Annotated in this window: 20 protein-coding genes; 4 read left to right on the plus strand and 16 right to left on the minus strand. The window is 50.5% G+C overall.

Annotated elements, in window-relative coordinates:
* Positions 1-32: 32 nt before the first annotated feature.
* Positions 33-1,307, minus strand: coding sequence for a glucose-1-phosphate adenylyltransferase (locus P2H89_RS12475; protein WP_275827180.1), 1,275 nt, complete (start codon positions 1,305-1,307; stop codon positions 33-35).
* Between the two features lie 65 nt (positions 1,308-1,372).
* Positions 1,373-2,791, minus strand: coding sequence for a glycogen synthase (locus tag P2H89_RS12480; protein ID WP_275827182.1), 1,419 nt, complete (start codon positions 2,789-2,791; stop codon positions 1,373-1,375).
* A gap of 253 nt (positions 2,792-3,044) precedes the next feature.
* On the opposite strand from P2H89_RS12480, the gene P2H89_RS12485 reads away from it, so the two are divergent.
* On the plus strand, positions 3,045-4,679 hold the full coding sequence (locus P2H89_RS12485) for an MFS transporter (RefSeq protein WP_275827184.1): 1,635 nt from the start codon (positions 3,045-3,047) through the stop codon (positions 4,677-4,679).
* Between the two features lie 66 nt (positions 4,680-4,745).
* Positions 4,746-5,732, plus strand: a complete 987-nt coding sequence (locus P2H89_RS12490; protein WP_275827186.1) for an ROK family protein — start codon at positions 4,746-4,748, stop codon at positions 5,730-5,732.
* A gap of 57 nt (positions 5,733-5,789) precedes the next feature.
* Here P2H89_RS12490 and P2H89_RS12495 read toward each other — a convergent pair whose 3' ends face one another.
* The 3 genes from P2H89_RS12495 to P2H89_RS12505 form a co-directional block, all read right to left on the minus strand.
* Positions 5,790-6,755, minus strand: a complete 966-nt coding sequence (locus tag P2H89_RS12495; RefSeq protein ID WP_275827188.1) for a phosphodiester glycosidase family protein — start codon at positions 6,753-6,755, stop codon at positions 5,790-5,792.
* 34 nt (positions 6,756-6,789) lie between these two features.
* Complete coding sequence (gene lipA / locus P2H89_RS12500; protein WP_275827190.1) at positions 6,790-7,722, minus strand: lipoyl synthase; 933 nt, start codon at positions 7,720-7,722, stop codon at positions 6,790-6,792.
* Between the two features lie 85 nt (positions 7,723-7,807).
* Complete coding sequence (locus tag P2H89_RS12505) at positions 7,808-8,611, minus strand: hypothetical protein (protein WP_275827193.1); 804 nt, start codon at positions 8,609-8,611, stop codon at positions 7,808-7,810.
* A gap of 49 nt (positions 8,612-8,660) precedes the next feature.
* Here P2H89_RS12505 and P2H89_RS12510 point away from each other — a divergent pair, with 49 nt between their 5' ends.
* Positions 8,661-9,092, plus strand: a complete 432-nt coding sequence (locus P2H89_RS12510) for an OsmC family protein (protein ID WP_275827195.1) — start codon at positions 8,661-8,663, stop codon at positions 9,090-9,092.
* Positions 9,093-9,180: 88 nt separating this feature from the next.
* On the opposite strand, the gene P2H89_RS12515 is transcribed toward P2H89_RS12510, so the two are convergent.
* The 6 genes from P2H89_RS12515 to P2H89_RS12540 form a co-directional block, all read right to left on the minus strand.
* Complete coding sequence (locus P2H89_RS12515; RefSeq protein WP_275827197.1) at positions 9,181-10,449, minus strand: DUF2851 family protein; 1,269 nt, start codon at positions 10,447-10,449, stop codon at positions 9,181-9,183.
* A gap of 105 nt (positions 10,450-10,554) precedes the next feature.
* Entirely contained in the window at positions 10,555-11,142 is a 588-nt protein-coding gene (locus P2H89_RS12520; RefSeq protein ID WP_275827199.1) for a Maf family protein, read from the minus strand.
* Complete coding sequence (locus P2H89_RS12525; protein WP_275827200.1) at positions 11,142-12,095, minus strand: geranylgeranylglycerol-phosphate geranylgeranyltransferase; 954 nt, start codon at positions 12,093-12,095, stop codon at positions 11,142-11,144. Before P2H89_RS12525 ends, P2H89_RS12520 begins: the two co-directional genes overlap by 1 nt.
* A 119-nt stretch (positions 12,096-12,214) precedes the next feature.
* Positions 12,215-12,733, minus strand: coding sequence for an HAD hydrolase family protein (locus tag P2H89_RS12530; protein ID WP_275827201.1), 519 nt, complete (start codon positions 12,731-12,733; stop codon positions 12,215-12,217).
* Between the two features lie 97 nt (positions 12,734-12,830).
* Positions 12,831-15,014, minus strand: a complete 2,184-nt coding sequence (locus tag P2H89_RS12535) for a carboxy terminal-processing peptidase (RefSeq protein WP_275827203.1) — start codon at positions 15,012-15,014, stop codon at positions 12,831-12,833.
* Positions 15,015-15,161: 147 nt separating this feature from the next.
* Positions 15,162-16,835: a serine hydrolase domain-containing protein gene (locus P2H89_RS12540; RefSeq protein WP_275827205.1), complete on the minus strand. Its 1,674-nt coding sequence runs from the start codon at positions 16,833-16,835 to the stop codon at positions 15,162-15,164.
* A gap of 269 nt (positions 16,836-17,104) precedes the next feature.
* Here P2H89_RS12540 and P2H89_RS12545 point away from each other — a divergent pair, with 269 nt between their 5' ends.
* Positions 17,105-17,347: a hypothetical protein gene (locus P2H89_RS12545; RefSeq protein WP_275827207.1), complete on the plus strand. Its 243-nt coding sequence runs from the start codon at positions 17,105-17,107 to the stop codon at positions 17,345-17,347.
* A gap of 48 nt (positions 17,348-17,395) precedes the next feature.
* On the opposite strand, the gene P2H89_RS12550 is transcribed toward P2H89_RS12545, so the two are convergent.
* From P2H89_RS12550 to P2H89_RS12570, 5 genes are all read right to left on the minus strand, one after another.
* Positions 17,396-17,641, minus strand: a complete 246-nt coding sequence (locus tag P2H89_RS12550; RefSeq protein ID WP_275827209.1) for a hypothetical protein — start codon at positions 17,639-17,641, stop codon at positions 17,396-17,398.
* Between the two features lie 34 nt (positions 17,642-17,675).
* Positions 17,676-17,930, minus strand: a complete 255-nt coding sequence (locus P2H89_RS12555) for a hypothetical protein (RefSeq protein WP_275827210.1) — start codon at positions 17,928-17,930, stop codon at positions 17,676-17,678.
* Positions 17,931-18,126: 196 nt separating this feature from the next.
* Complete coding sequence (locus tag P2H89_RS12560) at positions 18,127-18,588, minus strand: CHAP domain-containing protein (RefSeq protein ID WP_275827212.1); 462 nt, start codon at positions 18,586-18,588, stop codon at positions 18,127-18,129.
* The gene (locus P2H89_RS12565; RefSeq protein ID WP_275827214.1) at positions 18,585-18,986 is read right to left on the minus strand and encodes a hypothetical protein; all 402 of its coding nucleotides are present in this window, start codon (positions 18,984-18,986) and stop codon (positions 18,585-18,587) included. Before P2H89_RS12565 ends, P2H89_RS12560 begins: the two co-directional genes overlap by 4 nt.
* Positions 18,983-19,441, minus strand: a complete 459-nt coding sequence (locus P2H89_RS12570) for a hypothetical protein (RefSeq protein ID WP_275827216.1) — start codon at positions 19,439-19,441, stop codon at positions 18,983-18,985. Before P2H89_RS12570 ends, P2H89_RS12565 begins: the two co-directional genes overlap by 4 nt.
* Positions 19,442-19,466: the final 25 nt, after the last annotated feature.

Below are 19,466 nucleotides of genomic sequence, written 5' to 3' on the forward strand. Positions count from 1 at the left end.
GGCTTTCTTCGTTATGATAAGTACTGTTATGCTCAGATCACAAATCCATCGGGCAGGATGGCGCCTTTCTTCACTACCACGATGCCGTCCTTGATGGTGTACAGCGAGTGGTCGGTGTTTTCGAGCTGATCGTGGCCATTGATGCGTACATCGTTGCCGATGCGGCAGTTCTTATCGATGATCGCATTCTTGATATGGCAGCGATCGCCGATTCCCAATGTGGGCAGCCCGCGCTCCGTAGCGTGTGTCATCTCTTCGATGGTCTCATAGTAATCGGTACCCATGAGGTAACTGCTTACCACGGTGGTGCCGTAACCAATGCGGCTGCGGATACCGATCACACTGTGTTCGATACGGCTGGCATTGATGATACAACCTTCGGAGATAATGGCTTTTTCGAGCGTAGTGCCACTGATCTTGGCCGGTGGCAGCATGCGCGCCCGCGTATATACGGCATTTGAATTGTCGAAGAGGTTGAACGGTGGTATCTCATCCGTAAGGGCCAGGTTGGCCTCGAAGAAGGAATAGATATTACCGATATCGGTCCAGTAACCATCGTATTGGTAGCTGGCCACTTTATAGTCATGCAGCGCCCCTGGTAATATTTCTTTACCAAAGTCGGTGCAATCCTTGTATACATCCAGGAGAAGATCATTCAACAACTTGCGGTTGAAGATATAGATACCCATGGAGGCGAGGTAGTCCCTGCCCTGTGCCTTCATTTCGGGCCCTGTGTCGCTGGTCCAATCGGGCAGCAGGTCTTTCTTGGGTTTTTCGATGAAGGAAGTGATCAGGTTATTGTCGTCACTTTTCAGGATACCGAAGTCGGATGCTTCACGGGCGACCACGGGAATGGTCGCGATCGATATCTCTGCACCGGTATCTTTGTGGTTTTGCAGCATCTTCTGGAAATCCATCTGGTAGAGCTGGTCGCCCGACAGGATGAGTACGTATTCGCATTCATGCTGGTTAAGGTGCCGCAATGACTGTCGTACCGCATCGGCCGTTCCCTGGTACCAGGAAGGGTTATCCGGTGTTTGCTCTGCCGCCAGGATGTCTACAAACGCACTGCTGAAAATACTGAAGTGGTAAGTGTTCTTGATGTGTTTGTTGAGCGAGGCGGAATTGAACTGCGTCAGTACGAACATCCGGTTGATGCCGGAGTTGATACAGTTGGAGATCGGAATGTCCACCAGGCGATACTTACCAGCAATCGGCACGGCAGGTTTGGAGCGGCTGGCAGTAAGGGGATATAACCTGGTGCCGGCTCCTCCACCCAATATGACTGCAATCACTTGTTTACTCATAATTCTGGGTTTTTATATTTGATCGGTGCTATTCTTCAGGTACAACATTGGTATGGCGGGAATGTTTATCCCAGCGCTGCCTGGTATACTTCGATATACTGCTGAACGCTGGTTTCCCAGCTGAAATCGAGCTTCATCATCCTGCGGCGTATTTCCTTCAACGTGCTTTTCTGGTGATACAATTCCGTTGCCCGCCATACAGCCTGGGTAATATCGCCTACACTTGTGTTATTATAGCAAATGCCATATCCACCGGGATCTCCGTAATCGATAACGGTATCTTTAAGTCCGCCTGTTCGCCTTACCATCGGCACGGTGCCATAGCGCATGGAATACATCTGGTTGAGGCCGCAGGGTTCTACCCGGGAAGGCATCAACAGAAAATCCATGCCCGCATACATGGTATGGCTTAACCCTTCATTATAGCCGATATAGACGTTATAGTCGTATTGCGACATCGGTTTGAGGCCCATGAGGCCAGCTTCCACTTCGGGAAAGCCACTGCCCAGTATCAGGAAGTTCATGCGACGGCCAATGTGCATGAGCGAATCGCGGATGGCCTGCGGCAGCAGATCGGCCCCCTTCTCTCCGACCAGGCGGCCTATAAAGCCGATCAGCGGTTTATCGAAATCGAGCGAGAACTGGTCGCAGAGCAACATCTTGTTCTTGGCTTTTCCAGCCTCCGAATCGCTGAGCCCGTACCGGTGGGTGAGGTATTCATCGTGTTGAGGGTCCCAGACCTTTACATCGATACCATTTAATATACCATAGCATTTCCCTTTCTCGTATTCGAACAAGGCTTCGAGGCCATTGCTCATGTATTTGAGTTCGTCGAGGTAACTTGGGCTTACGGTGGTTACCTTATCGGCGCACTTGATGCCTGATGCAAGTGGGTTGATGGCCTTGTTCCATTCCAACAGGCCCCATTGCCACAGGTCGTAAGGGGGGATAAAATTGTTCTGGTCCCAACCCATCCAGCCCTGGTATTGAGCATTGTGGATGGTGAGTACAGTACGGATGCCCGCGATGGGACGGTACTTGTAGCAATGCTTTAGCATAAAGGGGATAAGCCCTGTATGATGGTCGTGCACGTGGATCACATCTGGCAGGTGCTGCCAGGCGTTGACCCAGTCAAGTACCGCGATCTGGAAGGCGGTGAATCGCTCGGTATCATCATCATACCCGTACACTTTTTCCCGGTCGAGCAGACCGTTGATGTCTACGAGGTATAGATCAAAACCCAGCTTATTATGCCTTTCTTTAATGACGGTAAATTCGAACCACCAGTTGCCGAGGTTGGTGTACCCCTTGTGCACTACATCCCACTGGTTGGCATACAGGAATTTGGTACGGTACATGGGCATCACCACCTTGGCGATATGCCCGGCTTCATTCAAATACTTGGGTAGCGCCCCCACTACATCCCCCAATCCACCTGCCTTGGCCACCGGATAACATTCTGCGCTGACGTGTAAGATCTCCATGCTGTTTCAACTATTGGTGCAGTTATTCCCTGTGCAATTCCCTGTCAATTTAGGAAGGATTTCGATTCATTGTTGCACAGCGAATAAAAAAGGCAAAAGAATACTCATGTATCGGCGGGAGGTACTTTGTGGTATCATTACAAAACCTACATTTGCGGCACTATTCCTTGTATATCTTATAAATTTTGGCCTGGCAATAGCGGTAAAGGCAAAAAACTGTTACTTTTAAAAAATTTTACTAAAACGATTCTGCATGAGTCAACAAACCAAGTGGTCCCAGTTCGGTGTTCTAATCATCGTATTCTTTTTCTGGGGCTTCGTAGCTGCGTCCAACAGCATCTTTATCCCTTTTTGTAAGAAGTTCTTCAACCTGGATCAGATCCAGTCACAGCTGGTAGGCTCGGCCTTTTATGGCGCTTACTTTTATGGCTCTCTTATCCTTTATTTAATGTCCGCGATCAGCGGTACCGACCTGTTGAACAAGATCGGTTATAAAAAGGGTATCATATTCGGTTTGTTGATCTCGGTGGTAGGTGCCCTGTCGCTGGCTTTCATCAGCGGTTCGGGTAATGCTACGTTCGGTCTCGTATTATTATCTTTCTTCATCATTGCCCTGGGCTTCTCCCTGCAGCAAACCTCTGCGCAGCCTTTCGCCATTGCATTGGGTAGTCCGGAAACGGGCGCTCACCGTCTTAACATGGGTGGTAGCGTCAACTCTTTCGGTACTTTGCTGGGCCCCCTCGTGGTGAGCGTGGTATTGTTTGGCAGCGTTGCTGCTAAGAAAGAAGCTTCGATCACCAATATCCAGACCCTGTATTTCTTCCTATCCGGTTTGTTCCTCCTGGCTGCAGCCATCTTCGCTTTTGCCAAATTGCCCAAGACCACTTCCGACGAAAAGCTGGAAAAGAGTCCCAAGGCCCTCTATACTTTATTAATTATCGGTCTCATCTTCCTGCCGGTACTGTTTGCCGATTTCGTAAAAGAGCAAACTGGGATCAGCAAAACGGCCATCGTGATCGGTTCACTGGTGATCATCCTGGGCATCCTGTTCACCTCTATGTTCCTGTCGTCTAAGAATCCTGCCGGCTGGGGTGCTATGCAGTATCCTCAACTGGTGCTGGGTATGGTGGCCATCTTCGTATACGTAGGGGTGGAAGTTACCATCGACAACAACTTTGCGGCCCTGTTGAAACTGCCTGCTTTTGGCGGTTACGACGAATCGGAGATCGCTCACCTGGTGTCCTTGTACTGGGGTAGTTTGATGATCGGCCGCTGGACCGGCGCCGTGAGCGTGTTCAACCTGCCCAAGAACACGAAACGCATCCTCGGCCTCGTGGTGCCCATCGTTGCCTTTGGACTCATTTTGCTGGTGAACTACCTGAAAGGGGATAACGTGGTGGAAGAGTTCCTCCCCTACCTCATTCCCATCATCATTGCAGCTCTGGCCTTCCTGTTTGCGGAAGAAAAGCCAGTGAAGCTGTTGCTGACCGTATCGGTACTGGCAGCAGTTGCGATCCTGATCTCCCTGGTAACTACGGGTATGGTTTCGAACTTCGCTATCATCAGCTGCGGTCTTTGCTGCTCGGTGATGTGGCCTTGTATCTTTGCGCTGGCCGTAACCGGATTGGGTAAATATACCAGCCAGGGTTCAGCCTTCCTGATCATGATGATCCTGGGTGGTGCGATCATTCCGCCGGCTCAGGGCGCCATCATCGACATCGATGCGGCCAGGATTGCGAGCGGTGGTGAAGGCCTCAATTTCACCCACCTGTCTTATATCCTGCCGTTGATCTGCTTTGCTTACCTCGCCTGGCATGCGCTTAAGACGAAGGGCGTGTTGAAAAAACAAGGCCTGGATATCGATGCCCAGGTAGCAGGAGGTCACTAATCAACCAAAATAATTTGTACATTGCGTCCCGCTTACACGCGGGACCTTTTTTTATAACACAAACACATGGCAATCAGTCAAAAGCAAGAGCTTGCTATCGGCATCGACATTGGCGGCACCAACACCGTATTTGGTATTGTAGATCATCGGGGGGATATCACTTACCGGGGTGCCATTTCTACCAGGAAACACAACAATGTTAGCGACTATATCGATGAATTGTATGAGGCACTTTTGCCTGCGATCAACGAGGTGGGCGGCATCGGAGTGATCAAGGGTATCGGCATCGGCGCACCCAATGGCAACTACTACAATGGTACCATCGAGTATGCGCCCAACCTGCCCTGGAAGGGTGTGATCCACCTGGCGCAACTGATGACCGATAAGTTTGCTGTTCCTTGCTCGCTGACCAATGATGCCAATGCAGCTGCTGTTGGTGAAATGATGTACGGCGTGGCCCGTGGCATGAAGGACTTTATCATGATCACCCTGGGTACGGGCGTGGGCAGCGGTATCGTCGCCAATGGCCAGCTGATCTACGGTCATGATGGCTTTGCCGGCGAACTGGGGCATACCACCATCATCCCCGACGGCCGCAAGCACAAGGGCACGGGCCTGCATGGTTCGCTCGAAGCCTATGCTTCGGCTACCGGCGTGGCGCTCACTGCCATCGAGTTCCTCGACAAAGATCCGCATCGCGATAGCCTGTTGCGCAATTATGCCAAAGAAGAGATCGACAGCCGTATCGTATACGACTGTGCGGTACAGGGCGACAAACTGGCGCAGGAAGTATATGAGTTTACCGGCAAGGTGCTGGGCCTCGCTTTGGCCAATTTCGTGATGTTCTCTTCGCCCGAAGCCATCATTTTGTTTGGCGGTATGACGAAGGCAGGCGACCTGATCCTGAAGCCTACCCGCGAGCATATGGAGAAGAACATGCTGCCCATATTCCAAAACAAGATCAAGTTACTGTTCTCCGAACTCAAGGAAGCCGATGCGGCCATCCTGGGCGCCAGCGCGCTGGTGTGGGAAATGAAAGCACAAGTAGTATAAAAAAAGACCTGCCTGCCGGCAGGTCGATACCATATTCTTTGCAAGGCAGTAACCCGGTTACTGCCTTGTTTTTTTGTCCTTTTCGCGGATGATGAACACGGCGGGTACCGAACGCTGACCACCTTTATCGGATGGCTGAATGGTTTCTTTGCCGTTCACGAGTACGCAGCTGCTGCCGCCGCCATCAAGGTTGAGCGCTTCCACGCAGCCGAGATCGGCCAGTATCTTTGCTTCTTCGGCCAGGGTAGCGCCTTCGGCCAGGCCGGGAAATCGCCCTTGTATCGCCAGGATGATCAATTGCCGCTTGGCAGTATACCCCATAGCCGTGCGCGGGTGCACGTCTTTCTCCCCGTTCACGAACATCTGCTCTTCTTCATTCGTCACATTCACCACGCCTTCTTTTACCAGTACCGGCCCACCACCAATGGCGGTATTCATCTTCCACCATTTCCATTGGTCGAGGGTATTGAGGTCTTCAAACGACGGATCGGGATTGGCTCCTTTCGCCAGGATAGGCCGTTCCTGAAAGGCATAGGGCCAGCGTTGGGCCGTATCCGTATACAACCAGGCTACATCGGCGCGGCGGTGTTTCGTGATGCCAATGGCGCTTCGGGTGGGATAATAGAAAGAATCGGTGCCTTTTTGCTGCAGGGCCGGTTGATTGTAGGATACCACAAAACCATCCCTGATCACCGTATTGAGGTTTTGGTTGGTGGCGAAGGAGAAAAAGGTGCCGTTCATGACCACCAGCGGTTTCTTTTCCTTTTCGTAGAACTGCGTGGGGGTATAACGTTTGCCCTCGCCGATCTGGGTGGTGAACTCCAGCCTGCGGTCTTTGAGATTGACCACTACGCAATAGGCTATAAAAGGCCGGCCGTTGACGGAGTCGGTGGTCTTGTACACCTGTACGCCGGCGGGTAATTTACCAAAGGCGCTGTCGGCGCGTTTCCAATCGAGTTGAGCGAAACAAAAAGGAGCATACAGAATGGTCAGTATGCTCCCTAACAGTAATGTCTTTTTCAAACAGAAATATGTTAAGATTCAGGTTAATCGATGGTTAGGCTGTTACCTGTTGCTTTTGCAGCTTCCACGTGGATATTCCATAACCGGGTATCACGTGTTTGTCGCTGTGGTACGAGGAACGCACCAGCGGACCGCTTTCCACATAGTCGAAGCCCATTTCATAACCGGCTTCGCGGAAGGCGGCGAACTCGTCGGGATGTACAAAGCGCAATACCGGCAGGTGTTTGCGCGTAGGCTGCAGGTATTGACCGATGGTGATTACATCCACACCGCTGTTGCGGAGGTCGCGCATGGTTTGAAGTACTTCTTCCTTTTCTTCGCCCAGGCCAAGCATAATGCCGCTTTTGGTGCGCATGCCACCTTCTTTCAATATTTTCAGCACATCCATGCTGCGGCGGTATTTGGCCTGGATCCGCACCTGGCGGGTAAGCCTTTCTACCGTTTCGATGTTGTGGGATACCACTTCCGGAGCCGCTTCGATGATTCGTTGGATATTCTCCTGCTGGCCTTTGAAATCGGGCACCAGGGTTTCGAGCGTTGTATTGGGATTCAGTGATTTGATGGCTTTGATGGTATTGTACCAGATGATACTGCCGCCGTCTTTCAGCTCGTCGCGATCGACGGAGGTCACCACAGCATGTTTTACCTGCATGAGGTAAATGGCTTCCGCCACGCGCTGGGGTTCGTCCCAATCCACCGCATCCGGCCTGCCTGTTGCTACGGCACAGAAGCCACAGCTGCGGGTACAAACGTTACCCAGGATCATAAAGGTGGCTGTTCCTTCTCCCCAGCACTCTCCCATATTGGGACAATTACCGCTCTCACAGATCGTGTGCAGCTTGTGCGTATCTACCAGACCGCGTACATGTTTGTAATTTTCGCCGGTGGGCAACTTAACCCGTAGCCAATTGGGTTTCTTGATCTTAGACGATTCGGGTACTGTATTGATTATCGGTAGTTCCTGCATAATTAGTCTTTCAGTGATCTGTATCAACAACTTAGCACAGCCAGTTGTTCAATGGGCAGCCACCGGCTGCGCCGACAAAAATACATCACTTTCTCCTTCCAAGCAGCAGGGTTACATATCCGCAGAAGAAAAACGTTTTTTCCTTGTTATAGGCCATCTGGGAGACCTTTTGGGGGTAGTATTCGGCATTGACACCTACCTCTACTGCCGTGACGGTTTCGTTAAAACGGCCGAAATCGAAGCGCAAACCCGCTTTGGCATGAGCCCCCGGGCGGAGTTCAACCTCATTCCAGCCGGTGGTAAAACCGGCTGCCCCGATCACCAGGTAGCTGCTGTCGATGATGGTAGGATAGCTGGAGCGGAGTCGCTCCCGGTTCTTACCCTCCACATCAACCAGGTAAGGCTTTTGGAAACCGAGCGATACACCGCCGGCGTAAGCTGCCATCACGGCCACGCCGTTCTTGTTGCCTTTGCCACCGATGATGCGCTGCTGGCCCATGCCAAACTTGAGCTGGTAGAAATTATTGGTTTTACCGTAGACTACGCTGTTCACATTGAACGCCCCGACGGCGTAGGAGGTCCTTTTTTCTTTGGGATGCTTCTTTTCGTTGAGTTCGATCTGGAAGATATTGGCCACCCGGTTGCTTTTAAAGCGGCCCCACTCGTACGACAATCCGTAACCGTCGGTGGATAACTTTATGCCAAATATGCCTTGTTTGTTAAATATGATCTCTCCTTCTTCTTCCATTTTCATGAGCTTGGCTACCTGCTCACGTTTTGCCGCTTTCTTATCCTTTCTGGCTGTGGGCGACTTGGGTGCTGGATTATCCTGAGCCCATATACTGCCTGCTATTAGAGCTATGACGATTGACAAAACAAGTTTCTTCACCGGCTGTGATTTAATTATTCAACGTAAATTTAAGGCAAAATTACACATAATGACCTCTACTGTTGTTTACGAAGGAAACCTGAAAACGGTTTGTACTCATTTAAAATCAGGCACTCAGATTTTTACCGATCCACCGGTGGACAACCAGGGCAAGGGCGAGTCATTCTCTCCTACCGACCTGATGGCTACTTCACTCGGTGCGTGCATGCTGACGATTATGGGTATTAAGGCGCGCGATCTGGAGGTAGACCTCACCGATACGAAGATCGAGGTGGAGAAGCTCATGGCCGCCGACCCACGCCGGGTAAGCGGTATCAATGTAACCTTCAGCTTTCCCGAAACGCTGGTGGTGGATGAAAAGAATAAAACGATCCTGGAACGCGCAGCACATACCTGTCCGGTTATGTATAGCATTCACCCCGATATCGTAGTGAATGTGACTTTCAACTGGAACCCGGCTACCATCACCCTCAAGGTATAAGTAGCGCCTGAATGGCAAAAAGTTTTTAGTATCATAATGCCCGGACTCAACCCTCCGGGCATTTTTAATGTCAGCCCCTGGCCGCTCCCTATTGCAAACTTCGCTTCAACAAGGCATTGCCTACCGCACAATCCAGGCAGCGTTTCCGGTCGCAGTAACTGTGCTTGAGTTCCAGGAGGGCCTGCGATTCAAAAGCATTGGCGATCCCCACCCCACAGTCCTTAAAGCCTTGTGTAATTTTATTGTCCTCAGCCTCCATTTCCAGCAGCCATTGCATGGCCCTGTCTTTATATTCCTGTTCCTGGCGGATATATCCATAAGCAAATAATGCAGGCACGATGGTATTGATGATAATGTGACGGATGAGGTTATTGCCGGCATGCTTGGGCCGGTATACAGAAGGGGTATCGAATGTATAATGCTGCTGCCAGTAGCCGCTGGCCGATGTGTCGAGCAAGGCTTTAACGTTTTTTACTGAATTGATTTCCTTAATTTTTGAGAACAAATGACCTGACCGATGGACAAGCCCCGCCAACTGAGCAAGCCTGAGGGTAGGAAAAGACGCTGGTCGCATTCGGAGAAAGAGCGCGGCTGGCCCACTTTGCTGGAGCTTATACTTGGTATTATAGAACTGATAGGTTGTTTTTAACGTTCGCGCGTACTCGTCGTTGTAGTCTTTTTCCAGCAGCCCTGCCTGTCCTAGCAGCAATGCTTCGAGCTGCACCAGTTGATTTCTGTGTTTACCCAGCACTTTCAGTGGTATGCTGCGGGCCATGGTTTCGAAGCAATCTGCATTTACCTTCATCCCGAAGTTGCGCGCCAGCAACCACCAGAAGGCTTCTTCCCAATGCTGTTTATTTTGTTCCAGGAACTGAAACACCGCGGCCGATTTGCGCTGTAACCTTTCTACGAGCAGGCGTTCATTCCAGGAAAGCCAGGTGAGGCTTTTGGTATCTTTGATCTGGTTACTGCAGGCGATGAACCATTGGTTGTTCATCCAATCCTCATATTGCTTCAGTAATAGCTTGGAGATTCTGTCGCGCAGGGATAATACCGGTATCAGGCTGTCGTAATCTTCGAGATCGTCTTCCCACACAACGTGGAGGATCACTTTATCATAGTTGGCATCGTGCTGATGCGCATGCTTATACCAGAAGGAGGTTTTGATGTGCAGTTCAACCGGACCTACGATGGTGGCATTGCCGATGCGTATACGCGCCGCCAGGAAATCGGGCCCCTGATTGCTGTTCAGGTTGCCGGGATGAACGATCTCAAATGGCTCACCATTGGCGAACCGGAGTTGTGCTTTATTGAAATATTGGAATTGCCAGATAAACTGGAGTAGCCTTTCGGTCATTGGATCTTACCTTTCCCGCATATACGAGATTTTCCAACCGCTGTATTGCTTCTCTCTTTTATTTTAAGGAAATGGTGGACCGGCACAGAAAGCTTGAGGAGGTCCTTAGCTGTTCAGGCCCTTCAATACCTGTACCACCCGGCTTACGGGCAGTCCCATCACGTTGTAGAAGTCGCCGTTGATGCGTTTGATGCCGGTAACACCGATCCATTCCTGGATGGCATAGGCGCCTGCCTTATCGAAGGGGCGGTATTTATCGACGTAGAAGGCTATTTCGCCCGTGGTAACGGGATGAAACCACACTTCGGTGGTATCGGCAAAGGCGGTTTCTTCCCCATCGTGCAGGATAACCACGCCCGTGATCACCAGGTGCTTTTTTCCGGAGAGGGAACTGAGTATATCGATCGCATCTTCGCGGTCTTTGGGTTTGCCAATGATCGCATTTTCGAGCACTACGACCGTATCGGCCGCTACGATGGTAGCGTTGTCTTTGTAGAGGCGGTATTCATCGCAGCGTTGCACTGCCAGCGCCTTCTCCCGGGCGATGTGCACCGGAATGGCGTCGGTAGACAGACCGGCCGGATAACTTTCATCGGTCGAGCGTACGATCACATCAAAGGGAATTTCGGCCCATTCCAGCAATTGTTTGCGGCGTGGCGACTGGGAGGCCAACACTACACGTTTAACAGCCATTATGCAAAATAGATTTTAAAGAAGACCATCGACACGATGCCTGTAAGCATTACAAACTTCACCCAATTGCTCAGCCTGTGAAACTCTTCGCTCAGTTGAGCCGTATAGAGTTTGCGTAATATGGATACCAGCGGAACAATGATCAGCAGCACACAATACAGGGCCGACCACCACCATGCAAATGTAAGCACATATGCCTGTACTATTGCTACAGCAGCCACCAATACGATGATCCAGGTGGCCACAAATACTTTGGATACGTTTACCCCCCACACGATCGGCATGGTGCGGCAGCCGTATTTTTCGTCTCCGGCCATGTCTTCGATATCCTTGATCACCTCGCGGATGAGGGAGATGATGAAGGCAAAACAGGCATATAAAAAGGTTATGCGCATGATCTTGGATGCCTGCACCATGCCCTGATAATTGGGCAGGGTGATCACCTTGTAATGAAAAAGAAAGCCGATCACCATGACGGTCCAGGCAGTCAGGAGGGATATGATAATATTACCGCTTAGCAGTTTGCGTTTAAACGTGGTAGAGTAAAACCACAGGGCGATAACACACCCCACGTTGGCCGGAGCCAGCCACCATACCCTGGTTTTCCAGGCCACGTAGGCGCTGATCAATATGCCCAGCATCGACAATACCAGGTGCCAGATGATGGCCCAGCGTCTTTTGATGATCTTTTCCACCACCATTTGGCGGGGCTTGTTGATGTGGTCGATATTGAGGTCGAAATAATCGTTGATGATATAACCGCCGGCGGCGATCAATACAGAGGCGATCACCAGCAACCCTACATGGAATACCGATACCGGCAGACCGTATTGTTCACCGGCCTGGTGAAAGACGGGAATAATGACGCAATACAGGAACAACAACTGGGTGAATGCGATGAACACCAGGTTTAATGAGCGTACCAACCGAAAGAAAGCTACCAGTAGTTTCATGAAGCGCTAAGATAATCAAGAGATTTAATGAATGCCAGCGTTTACCGGCAGCAGGCAGCCAATTTTGTCGATTGCAATGCAGCAGGGGATCGTTCTTCAGATACCGGATGGGCGTCGTATTAAACGCTGGCCGTATGTGTATGCAAATCCCAGTGGTCGTTCAATTTGAGTACTTTTTCGATGACATCGCGTACACAGCCCATTCCGCCGGGATGCAGGGATATATAGTGCGCCATGCCCCTGATCTCCGTAACAGCATCGGCCGGGGCGCAGGCAAGGCCCACCGATTGCATCACCTCCAGGTCGGGTATATCGTCGCCCATCATCAGTACTTCCGCTGCCGCCAGTCCGTGTTGCTGCATGTACGCTTCCAGGCGGGCTTTCTTGTCTTTTACCCCCATAAATATATCAACGATACCCAGTTTTTGCAAGCGGTCGGTCGCAGGATCGCTGGTGGCGCCGGAAATCACCACTACCCGGTACCGTTTCTTCACGGCCAGCTGCAATGCATAGCCGTCTTTGATATTCATGCGGCGGTACTGCCCTCCTTCCAATACATATACGGTTCCATCTGTCAATACCCCATCCATATCGAATACGAAGGTGGTAATACTTTTAAACTGATCTAGAATACTCATAATAACGGGTAGTAATAGAGAGCAAAAATAGGGAATCCTTAAAACAAGAACGCTGAATGGCGGGGCCATTCAGCGTTCTTTATACTAAAGCTATTGATTAATTTTTGCTGGGGCTATTGGTATTGTACACTACATTTTGCTGAATGATCATGTCGTTGATCACATTCACCGCTTCGCCCAGGTAAATATCCCTGCTGCGCAGCGCGGTAACCCAGTTCTTGAAACGTTCCAGCTTGCCGGTATCGTATTCGAACTTCTTCAGGTCTTCGGGCAATGCTTCCACGTCGAGCGTTTTGGCCGATTTGCTGATCGAGTCGATCTCCTTACCCATTTGTTTGGTCAGTTTCTGCTCTTCCAGGAATTTCTTCAGGCTCAGCGGTTCTACTCTGTTCTCCTGTTGTTTGGCCAGCCACTCTGCACTCGTTCTCATACGAATGAAGGCTTCATTCGTTTTGATACGCTCATCACTGGCTTTCTTGATGGGGGCCAGGTCGAGGCCGTATTTCCAACGGGTATAATCTGCTTTGGCGATCTCATCCCAGGGCAATGCATCGGGATTGTCTTTTTCGCGGTACTTGGAGTACTCTGCCAGATCGGGCAGGGCAATATCCGAAGCAACACCCCTCAATTGGGTAGAACCTCCACTGATGCGGTAGAACTTCTGCAGCGTAACCTTGACAGTACCGAGTTCGCTGTTGGGGTTGAGCATACCCAGGTTCTTATCGAGACCTATATTGCGTTGTACAGTTCCCTTTCCATAAGTAGTAGTACTGCCGATGATAACGCCACGATCATAATCCTGGATGGCAGCTGCGAAGATCTCAGAAGCAGAAGCACTGAACTCATTCACCATCACGGCCAGCGGACCATCATACAATACTGATTTATCACGATCGGGATAGATCTGCGGCTTGCCATCGCGGTCCTTCACCTGCACTACAGGGCCACCTTCGATGAAGAAGCCCACCATCTGTACTACATCGTACAGAGAACCGCCGCCATTGTTGCGGAGGTCCATGACGATGCCGTCTACTTTCTGCTCTTTCAGTTTGATGATCTCCTTGCGCACATCTTCGGCACAACGGGGACCTTTGGGATTCTCAAAATCAGCATAAAACTCGGGCAGGTAGATAAAACCGATCTTTCCCTTCACGGTGTTGATCACCGCACTGCGGGCAAAGGTTTCGTCCTGCACGATCTTATCGCGAATGAGGGTCACTGTTTTCACAGAACCATCGGCTTTTTTCAAGGTAAGGCGCACTTCCGTGCCTTGTTTACCGCGGATCACTTTTACAGCGTCTTCTACAAAGAAACCAGCCAGGTCAACAGGCTCGGCCGGACCTTGTGCTACTTTCAGTATCTGGTCGCCTACAGCGATCTGGCCCGACTTCCAGGCGGGGCTGCCCGTGATGAGGGTACCGATCTTGATGCCACCATCCGACTCGATCAGCGATGCGCCGATACCAAAGAAGGTGCCGCTCATCTGCTCATCGAAATAGCGTTTATCCACGGGTGGGAAGAAGGTAGTATGCGGATCCATCGACTCGGTGATGGTCTTTACGAATTCATTGAAACGGTCGTCGTCGGTCACTTTCAATTTCAGGCGCTCGAATGAGCGGTCCATGATCTTCAGTACGCGGTCGCGCGCCTCTTTCTCCAGTTCGGCATCGGTCTTCGCCTTGACACTGTCTTTGCCCTTGTTCTTATCACGGGCTTCGACCAGGTCGACATAACGGTCGAGCACCATGTATTTAAGGCGCTTGCGCCAGATCTCTTTGCGTTCTGCTTCATTTTTAGGGAAGTCGAGCTTTTCGGGATCCAGGTTAACCGTTTCGTCTTTATTAAATTCGAATGGTTTGCTCAGGATGTCTCTGTATACCTGCTCGGTTTCCAGCACGCGCTTTTTTACGATTTCGGATACAGCCGGCACAAATTGTACAGGCTCGCCGAGTATTTCGTTATCGATCTTCGTTTCGTATTTCTTCAGTTGCTGAATATCAGACTGCAGCAGGATGTTCTTGTTTTCGTCTACGTACCTGTTCGTCAGGAACTTTTTGAAGACCTCTTTGGAGAAGTTGTCATCGATCTTTTTGGGACTATAATGAACCTCGGAGAGCATTTCTCCCACATTACGGAGGATCTTTTCATATTTCGTAGCGGGTGGATTGCTGCCACCTCCTATTCCAAGCGACCGGAAAGCCACAAAAAGGCCGGCCCCCAGCACGATCAACACAATGGGCAGATTCTTCTTTTTTACCATATAGCGTAATACTTTAGTCATTACTACCAAAAATAACGATAATTAAGATGGGTTGTTGTGAACTAAAATGAATATTAACAATCGGTTTTGGCCCTTGTTCGCCTTTCCGGGAAGAGGGGAAAATTGGCTGCCATGAGCGGCAATCCGTCTTCCATAACCCGATGGGGCTCAATCCATCCTGCTAAAAACGAGATGACTGATGGCCCCATCATTCAAAGTGAGTGTGGTAACCCGGCCGGCGGGGTCTTTTTTCACCGTAAAATGGCGCATAGCAGGCAGGTCCGTTGCCAAATGCCCCGAACCTATCAGGGTAACTTTAGCTTCCCCCCGACGGCCGTCGATGATGACCAGTTGCTGGTCTTTCCAGGCCAGGCGGAACATCGTTTCCAGTTCGGGGCTGTAATACATGCCGAGGTAGGCTTTGGCCGTATTTTCGTTGATCTCCTGCCGCTCGATCTTTTCCAGTAACCATGGTTCGTCCAATACCGGAGAGTAAAACCGGAGGTATTGAGCGGCGGGCTTTCTTCCTGGCCCGAAAGCGAATTGGATCCTCTTGTTGCCATACAGGGAGAAAGAATCGACCCCTTCGGGCACCAAAGCATTCGGTCCTACCCGGAATTGTCCGTTTACACGGGAAAAATCGAAACGCGCGCCGTTTTCACTAAAGTAAATGCCTTCCCATTGTTTCAGTTTTCCGGTGTCTTTGATCAACAGCGCAGATGAGTCGGTTTTGACAGAGGTGGCTATCGTGGACTTCACACTGCGGTCGGGTATAAACAAGACAGCCAGTTGATCGGGTTTATTATAAATGTCGTTGTCACCTCCATTGCCAAATACTATAAAACCTGTTTTCAGTTCGGGATATACGACCTGTATGGTTCGATAACCATTGAGGCCACCGTTGTGCATAAAACGTTTCCAGCCTCTCGAGGAGTCAACACTGATGCCGAGCGCATAACTGATGACCTTACCATTGTTGAGCTTACCTCTTTCGGTGAGTTGCTCAATGTCTTTGCTGTCGCCAGCTTTAGGAGCATAAAAATTCATGACCCATTTTGTCATATCGAGCACATTGACGAAGAGCCCACCGTCACCGAGTGTGTATACGTGCTGAAGACTGTTGTTGTAGTTCCCTTTACTGTCTTTACTATACGAGGCAACCCTGCCGGGGATCGTTTCGGTGCTTTGGTCGATAAAGACAGCGCTCGACATTCCCAACGGCTGGAAGATCTGCTCATTGGTGAATGCCCTGAATGATTGACCACTGACTGCCTGTACGATCTCGGCCAACAATACATAATTGGAATTCGAATAGGCATATTTGTCGCCGGGTTCAAAATTGAGGCTGCGTTGTTTTTTGAGCAGGTTGATGGCAGCTTCCTGCGTCAACATGCCTTCGAGCGGCAGGCCGGTGATGGCGGCCATGGAGATATCATCACGGATACCGCTGGTGTGATTGAGTAAGTGGCGTACTGTTATTTTTTTACCGGGTATCTGCATCCAGGGCAGGTACTGGCGGATATCGCTGTCGAGGTTCAGTTTGCCTTGCCTGGCCAGTAAGGCGATGGCGTAGCCCGCGAATTGTTTGGAGACCGAGCACATATAATAAACGCTTTGGGGCGTATTGGCTACCTGTTGTTCAAGGTTGGCCAGGCCAAACCCTTGCGCATAGAGGACGGTGTCGCTCCTTACGATGGCCACTACACAGCCGGGCTTACCGGGATCATTCCATTTATTAAATAGTTGCTCAACCTGCCGGCGGGTTGTATCGGGAAGATGGGATTGCGCGTGGCTCGCTATGAGGCAGCCGATGCCGAAAAACAAAAGGAGGATGGGTTTCATTCTCCAAACATAGGAAATATTTCGTACGATTCAATTCTTACCTTATGGGCAATAAAAAACCCGGAACAATAAGTCCGGGAAATCTATAATATGGGTGGCCAACCGGGTTCGAACCGGCGACCCTCAGAACCACAATCTGAAGGCATGGCCCTTTGAAACTTCTAATTAATTGATTACGGCGGTATTACAGATAGATATTTTGGTTACTTTGCCTCCGGTTTCTGCCCCAAGTGACATAATGTGTGACAGGGTAAGAGGCGCTCAAATATATGCCACAACTGCATCAAATCAAATTCAATGACTCCCTCGGTCGACAGGTCGAGATATCTCCCGTCAATGGCAGCGGTGGCAACTGGCACGTCTATATCGACCACTATTATATAGGTCAGATTTTTAAGCGAAGTGGTGAGTGGGTATGCGTGCCGCACAATACGGAAGGAATACACGGGGACGACCTGCAGATCCTGGCCGACCTGGTTGCGGCTGTCATGGAAAAGGAAAAGCCCAGGTAGAAACCCAGGCCTGTAACCAAAATTGCTGCTTATGAGAATCTTCCGCCCCTATTCCGGAGCTTCGGTGATATCGAGATAATAACTTTTGTTGGGCTGCCACTTTTCATAGGCCTCCGTTCCCTTGTCAACTGTAAGCAACAACTCACCGTTGGGAGTCGCCTTCGAGAACCCGGCGTTTTCACCGGTTGTACCGTAAACTGCGCGAAAGCGGAATTGCCTGAAAGCGTAGCCGGCCCCATTGTCTGTATCGATCCGAGCCTCGCAGCGGACTTTTGCTCTTATTTTTTCACTCATTGTATAAGGTGTTCGGTGACCCCGTCCCCGGCTTTTAATGTTTTAGTATTGGCGACCAGTCCCAGTGATCAGCGCCTGCAGCCGCTTCGCTTTTATGAGGCACATCCTTCCGGGTGATCCTTTCTTCGGCATCAGGGTTTACCCAGGTAAATTCAACGTCGACCGTAAGACCTCGTGCAGCCTTAACGGTAACGTGATGTTCTTCAGTGACCGATTTGCCAGCTTCGTCTTTCCGCTGGAGGAAATAAAGGACAATCTGGTCCTTCTGTGGTTCGATTATTTTGTTCATGATCAAGTGTTTAATTCTGGTACGTCCTCTAAAGTATCCCATCGCCAGAGCTCACCCTTAGGCACCGGCACCTGGCTTTGTCCCTGGGCTGCCTTAGGTACCTCCTTCGGCTCCATGAGGGCCTCAAACCGGCGCCGGATCTCGTCGCTCATGACGTGGTTATCTTTCGGGTATTTTATCCAGCGCCTCGGCATTTTTAAAATCTTAGGTATCCGGCGATCTTGTTTCGCGGGCGCTTCCGGCGGCAGACCTCGTAACCTTCCCGGCTGCCCTCATCGTTGGTGTTGCCTTCGATGGTGTGAACGAAGTCGTTCTCCACACTCTCAACAATACCGGTATGGCCGAGGCCTTTCCCGTAGTCCATGATGAACACGTCACCAGGTTGCGGGGTGAGTACCCGATATTTGCCTTTCTTGGTTTGCCATTGAAGCATTACCCGCCCGGTTTTGAGCATGTTGATTGGAACGCCCATCTTATCGCCTGCCTGGACGTGGCACCAGTAAACGAAAGCCATGCACCAGGGATGCTTGCCGGCAGGATCCAGTCCAACCGATTGGATATATTTATCGACCTGCGGGCCCCGATTGGAGCCACGCGGCTGCTCTTCAACGCCCAGCTGGGAGACGGCCTCTTCAACTACTTTATCCTGTAAGGTCATAGAAACGTTTTAATGAGTAAGCAAATAAGCCAGCCGGCAGCGTAGACCGTCGCGATCCACTTGCCGGAAAGGTTGCCGAAGATCTTTCGCTCGATCCGGTCCATTAAAGCTTTGGGAGGATTGGCCGTTGACTGATAATACCAGGGAAGTTTACGCCTCAAGTTGAGCGGGATGTCGAAAGACAACTGCCGGTTAAAAAACGCCGACACAGAAAAAAGGGTAATTACCCCAACGTTCCAGCGCGACAACAAGCATAGCAATGCACAAAAAAGGGTAAATACCCCAAAGTTTAGGCCGTGGGCAATGGCCTTATGTTTAGTGATCCTGTAGGCGTCGTGCTTTACGTTTAGCAGGTTGAAGCCGACGAGCAGCGCGTGCATGATAAGATAGGTTATCATGGCGCGATGATTTCGCCAATGTAGATAATCGAACTCTCCAGCTTGCCTGCCCCTTTTGCAGATCGGATCATAACCGTTTCCTTCTTGATAAAATCAACCCCTCCATTAGCCTTGTGACCGAATGCCGGTATCCATGGACATATAATCAGCAGGATGCCCGCAGCAAACCAGGCGATCGGCGCCCAGTCTGAAGGGTTCTTATTCTTTCCGGGCCCAACGCCGGCTTCCAGGCAATGGCTGTAACAAATGCACCCTCCACCGACGACGCCCCCTAAAAGCACGAATACCCAGAACCAGGCAGACTCATTTTTAACCACCTCGAGCCCGCTGATTTTGTAGGTGTGCGTATACGATGAATACTCCGAAGTGGAAAACAGAAACGCAAAAAAGCCTATAAGGACCAGCAGTCCCATCAGGCCCACCACAATGATTTTGGTGTTGTCTTTCTTTGACATGTTTTTAATTTTCAGGTTATTGTAA

It is taken from the genome of Paraflavitalea sp. CAU 1676, from assembly GCF_029223285.1.
GTDB lineage: Bacteria > Bacteroidota > Bacteroidia > Chitinophagales > Chitinophagaceae > Paraflavitalea.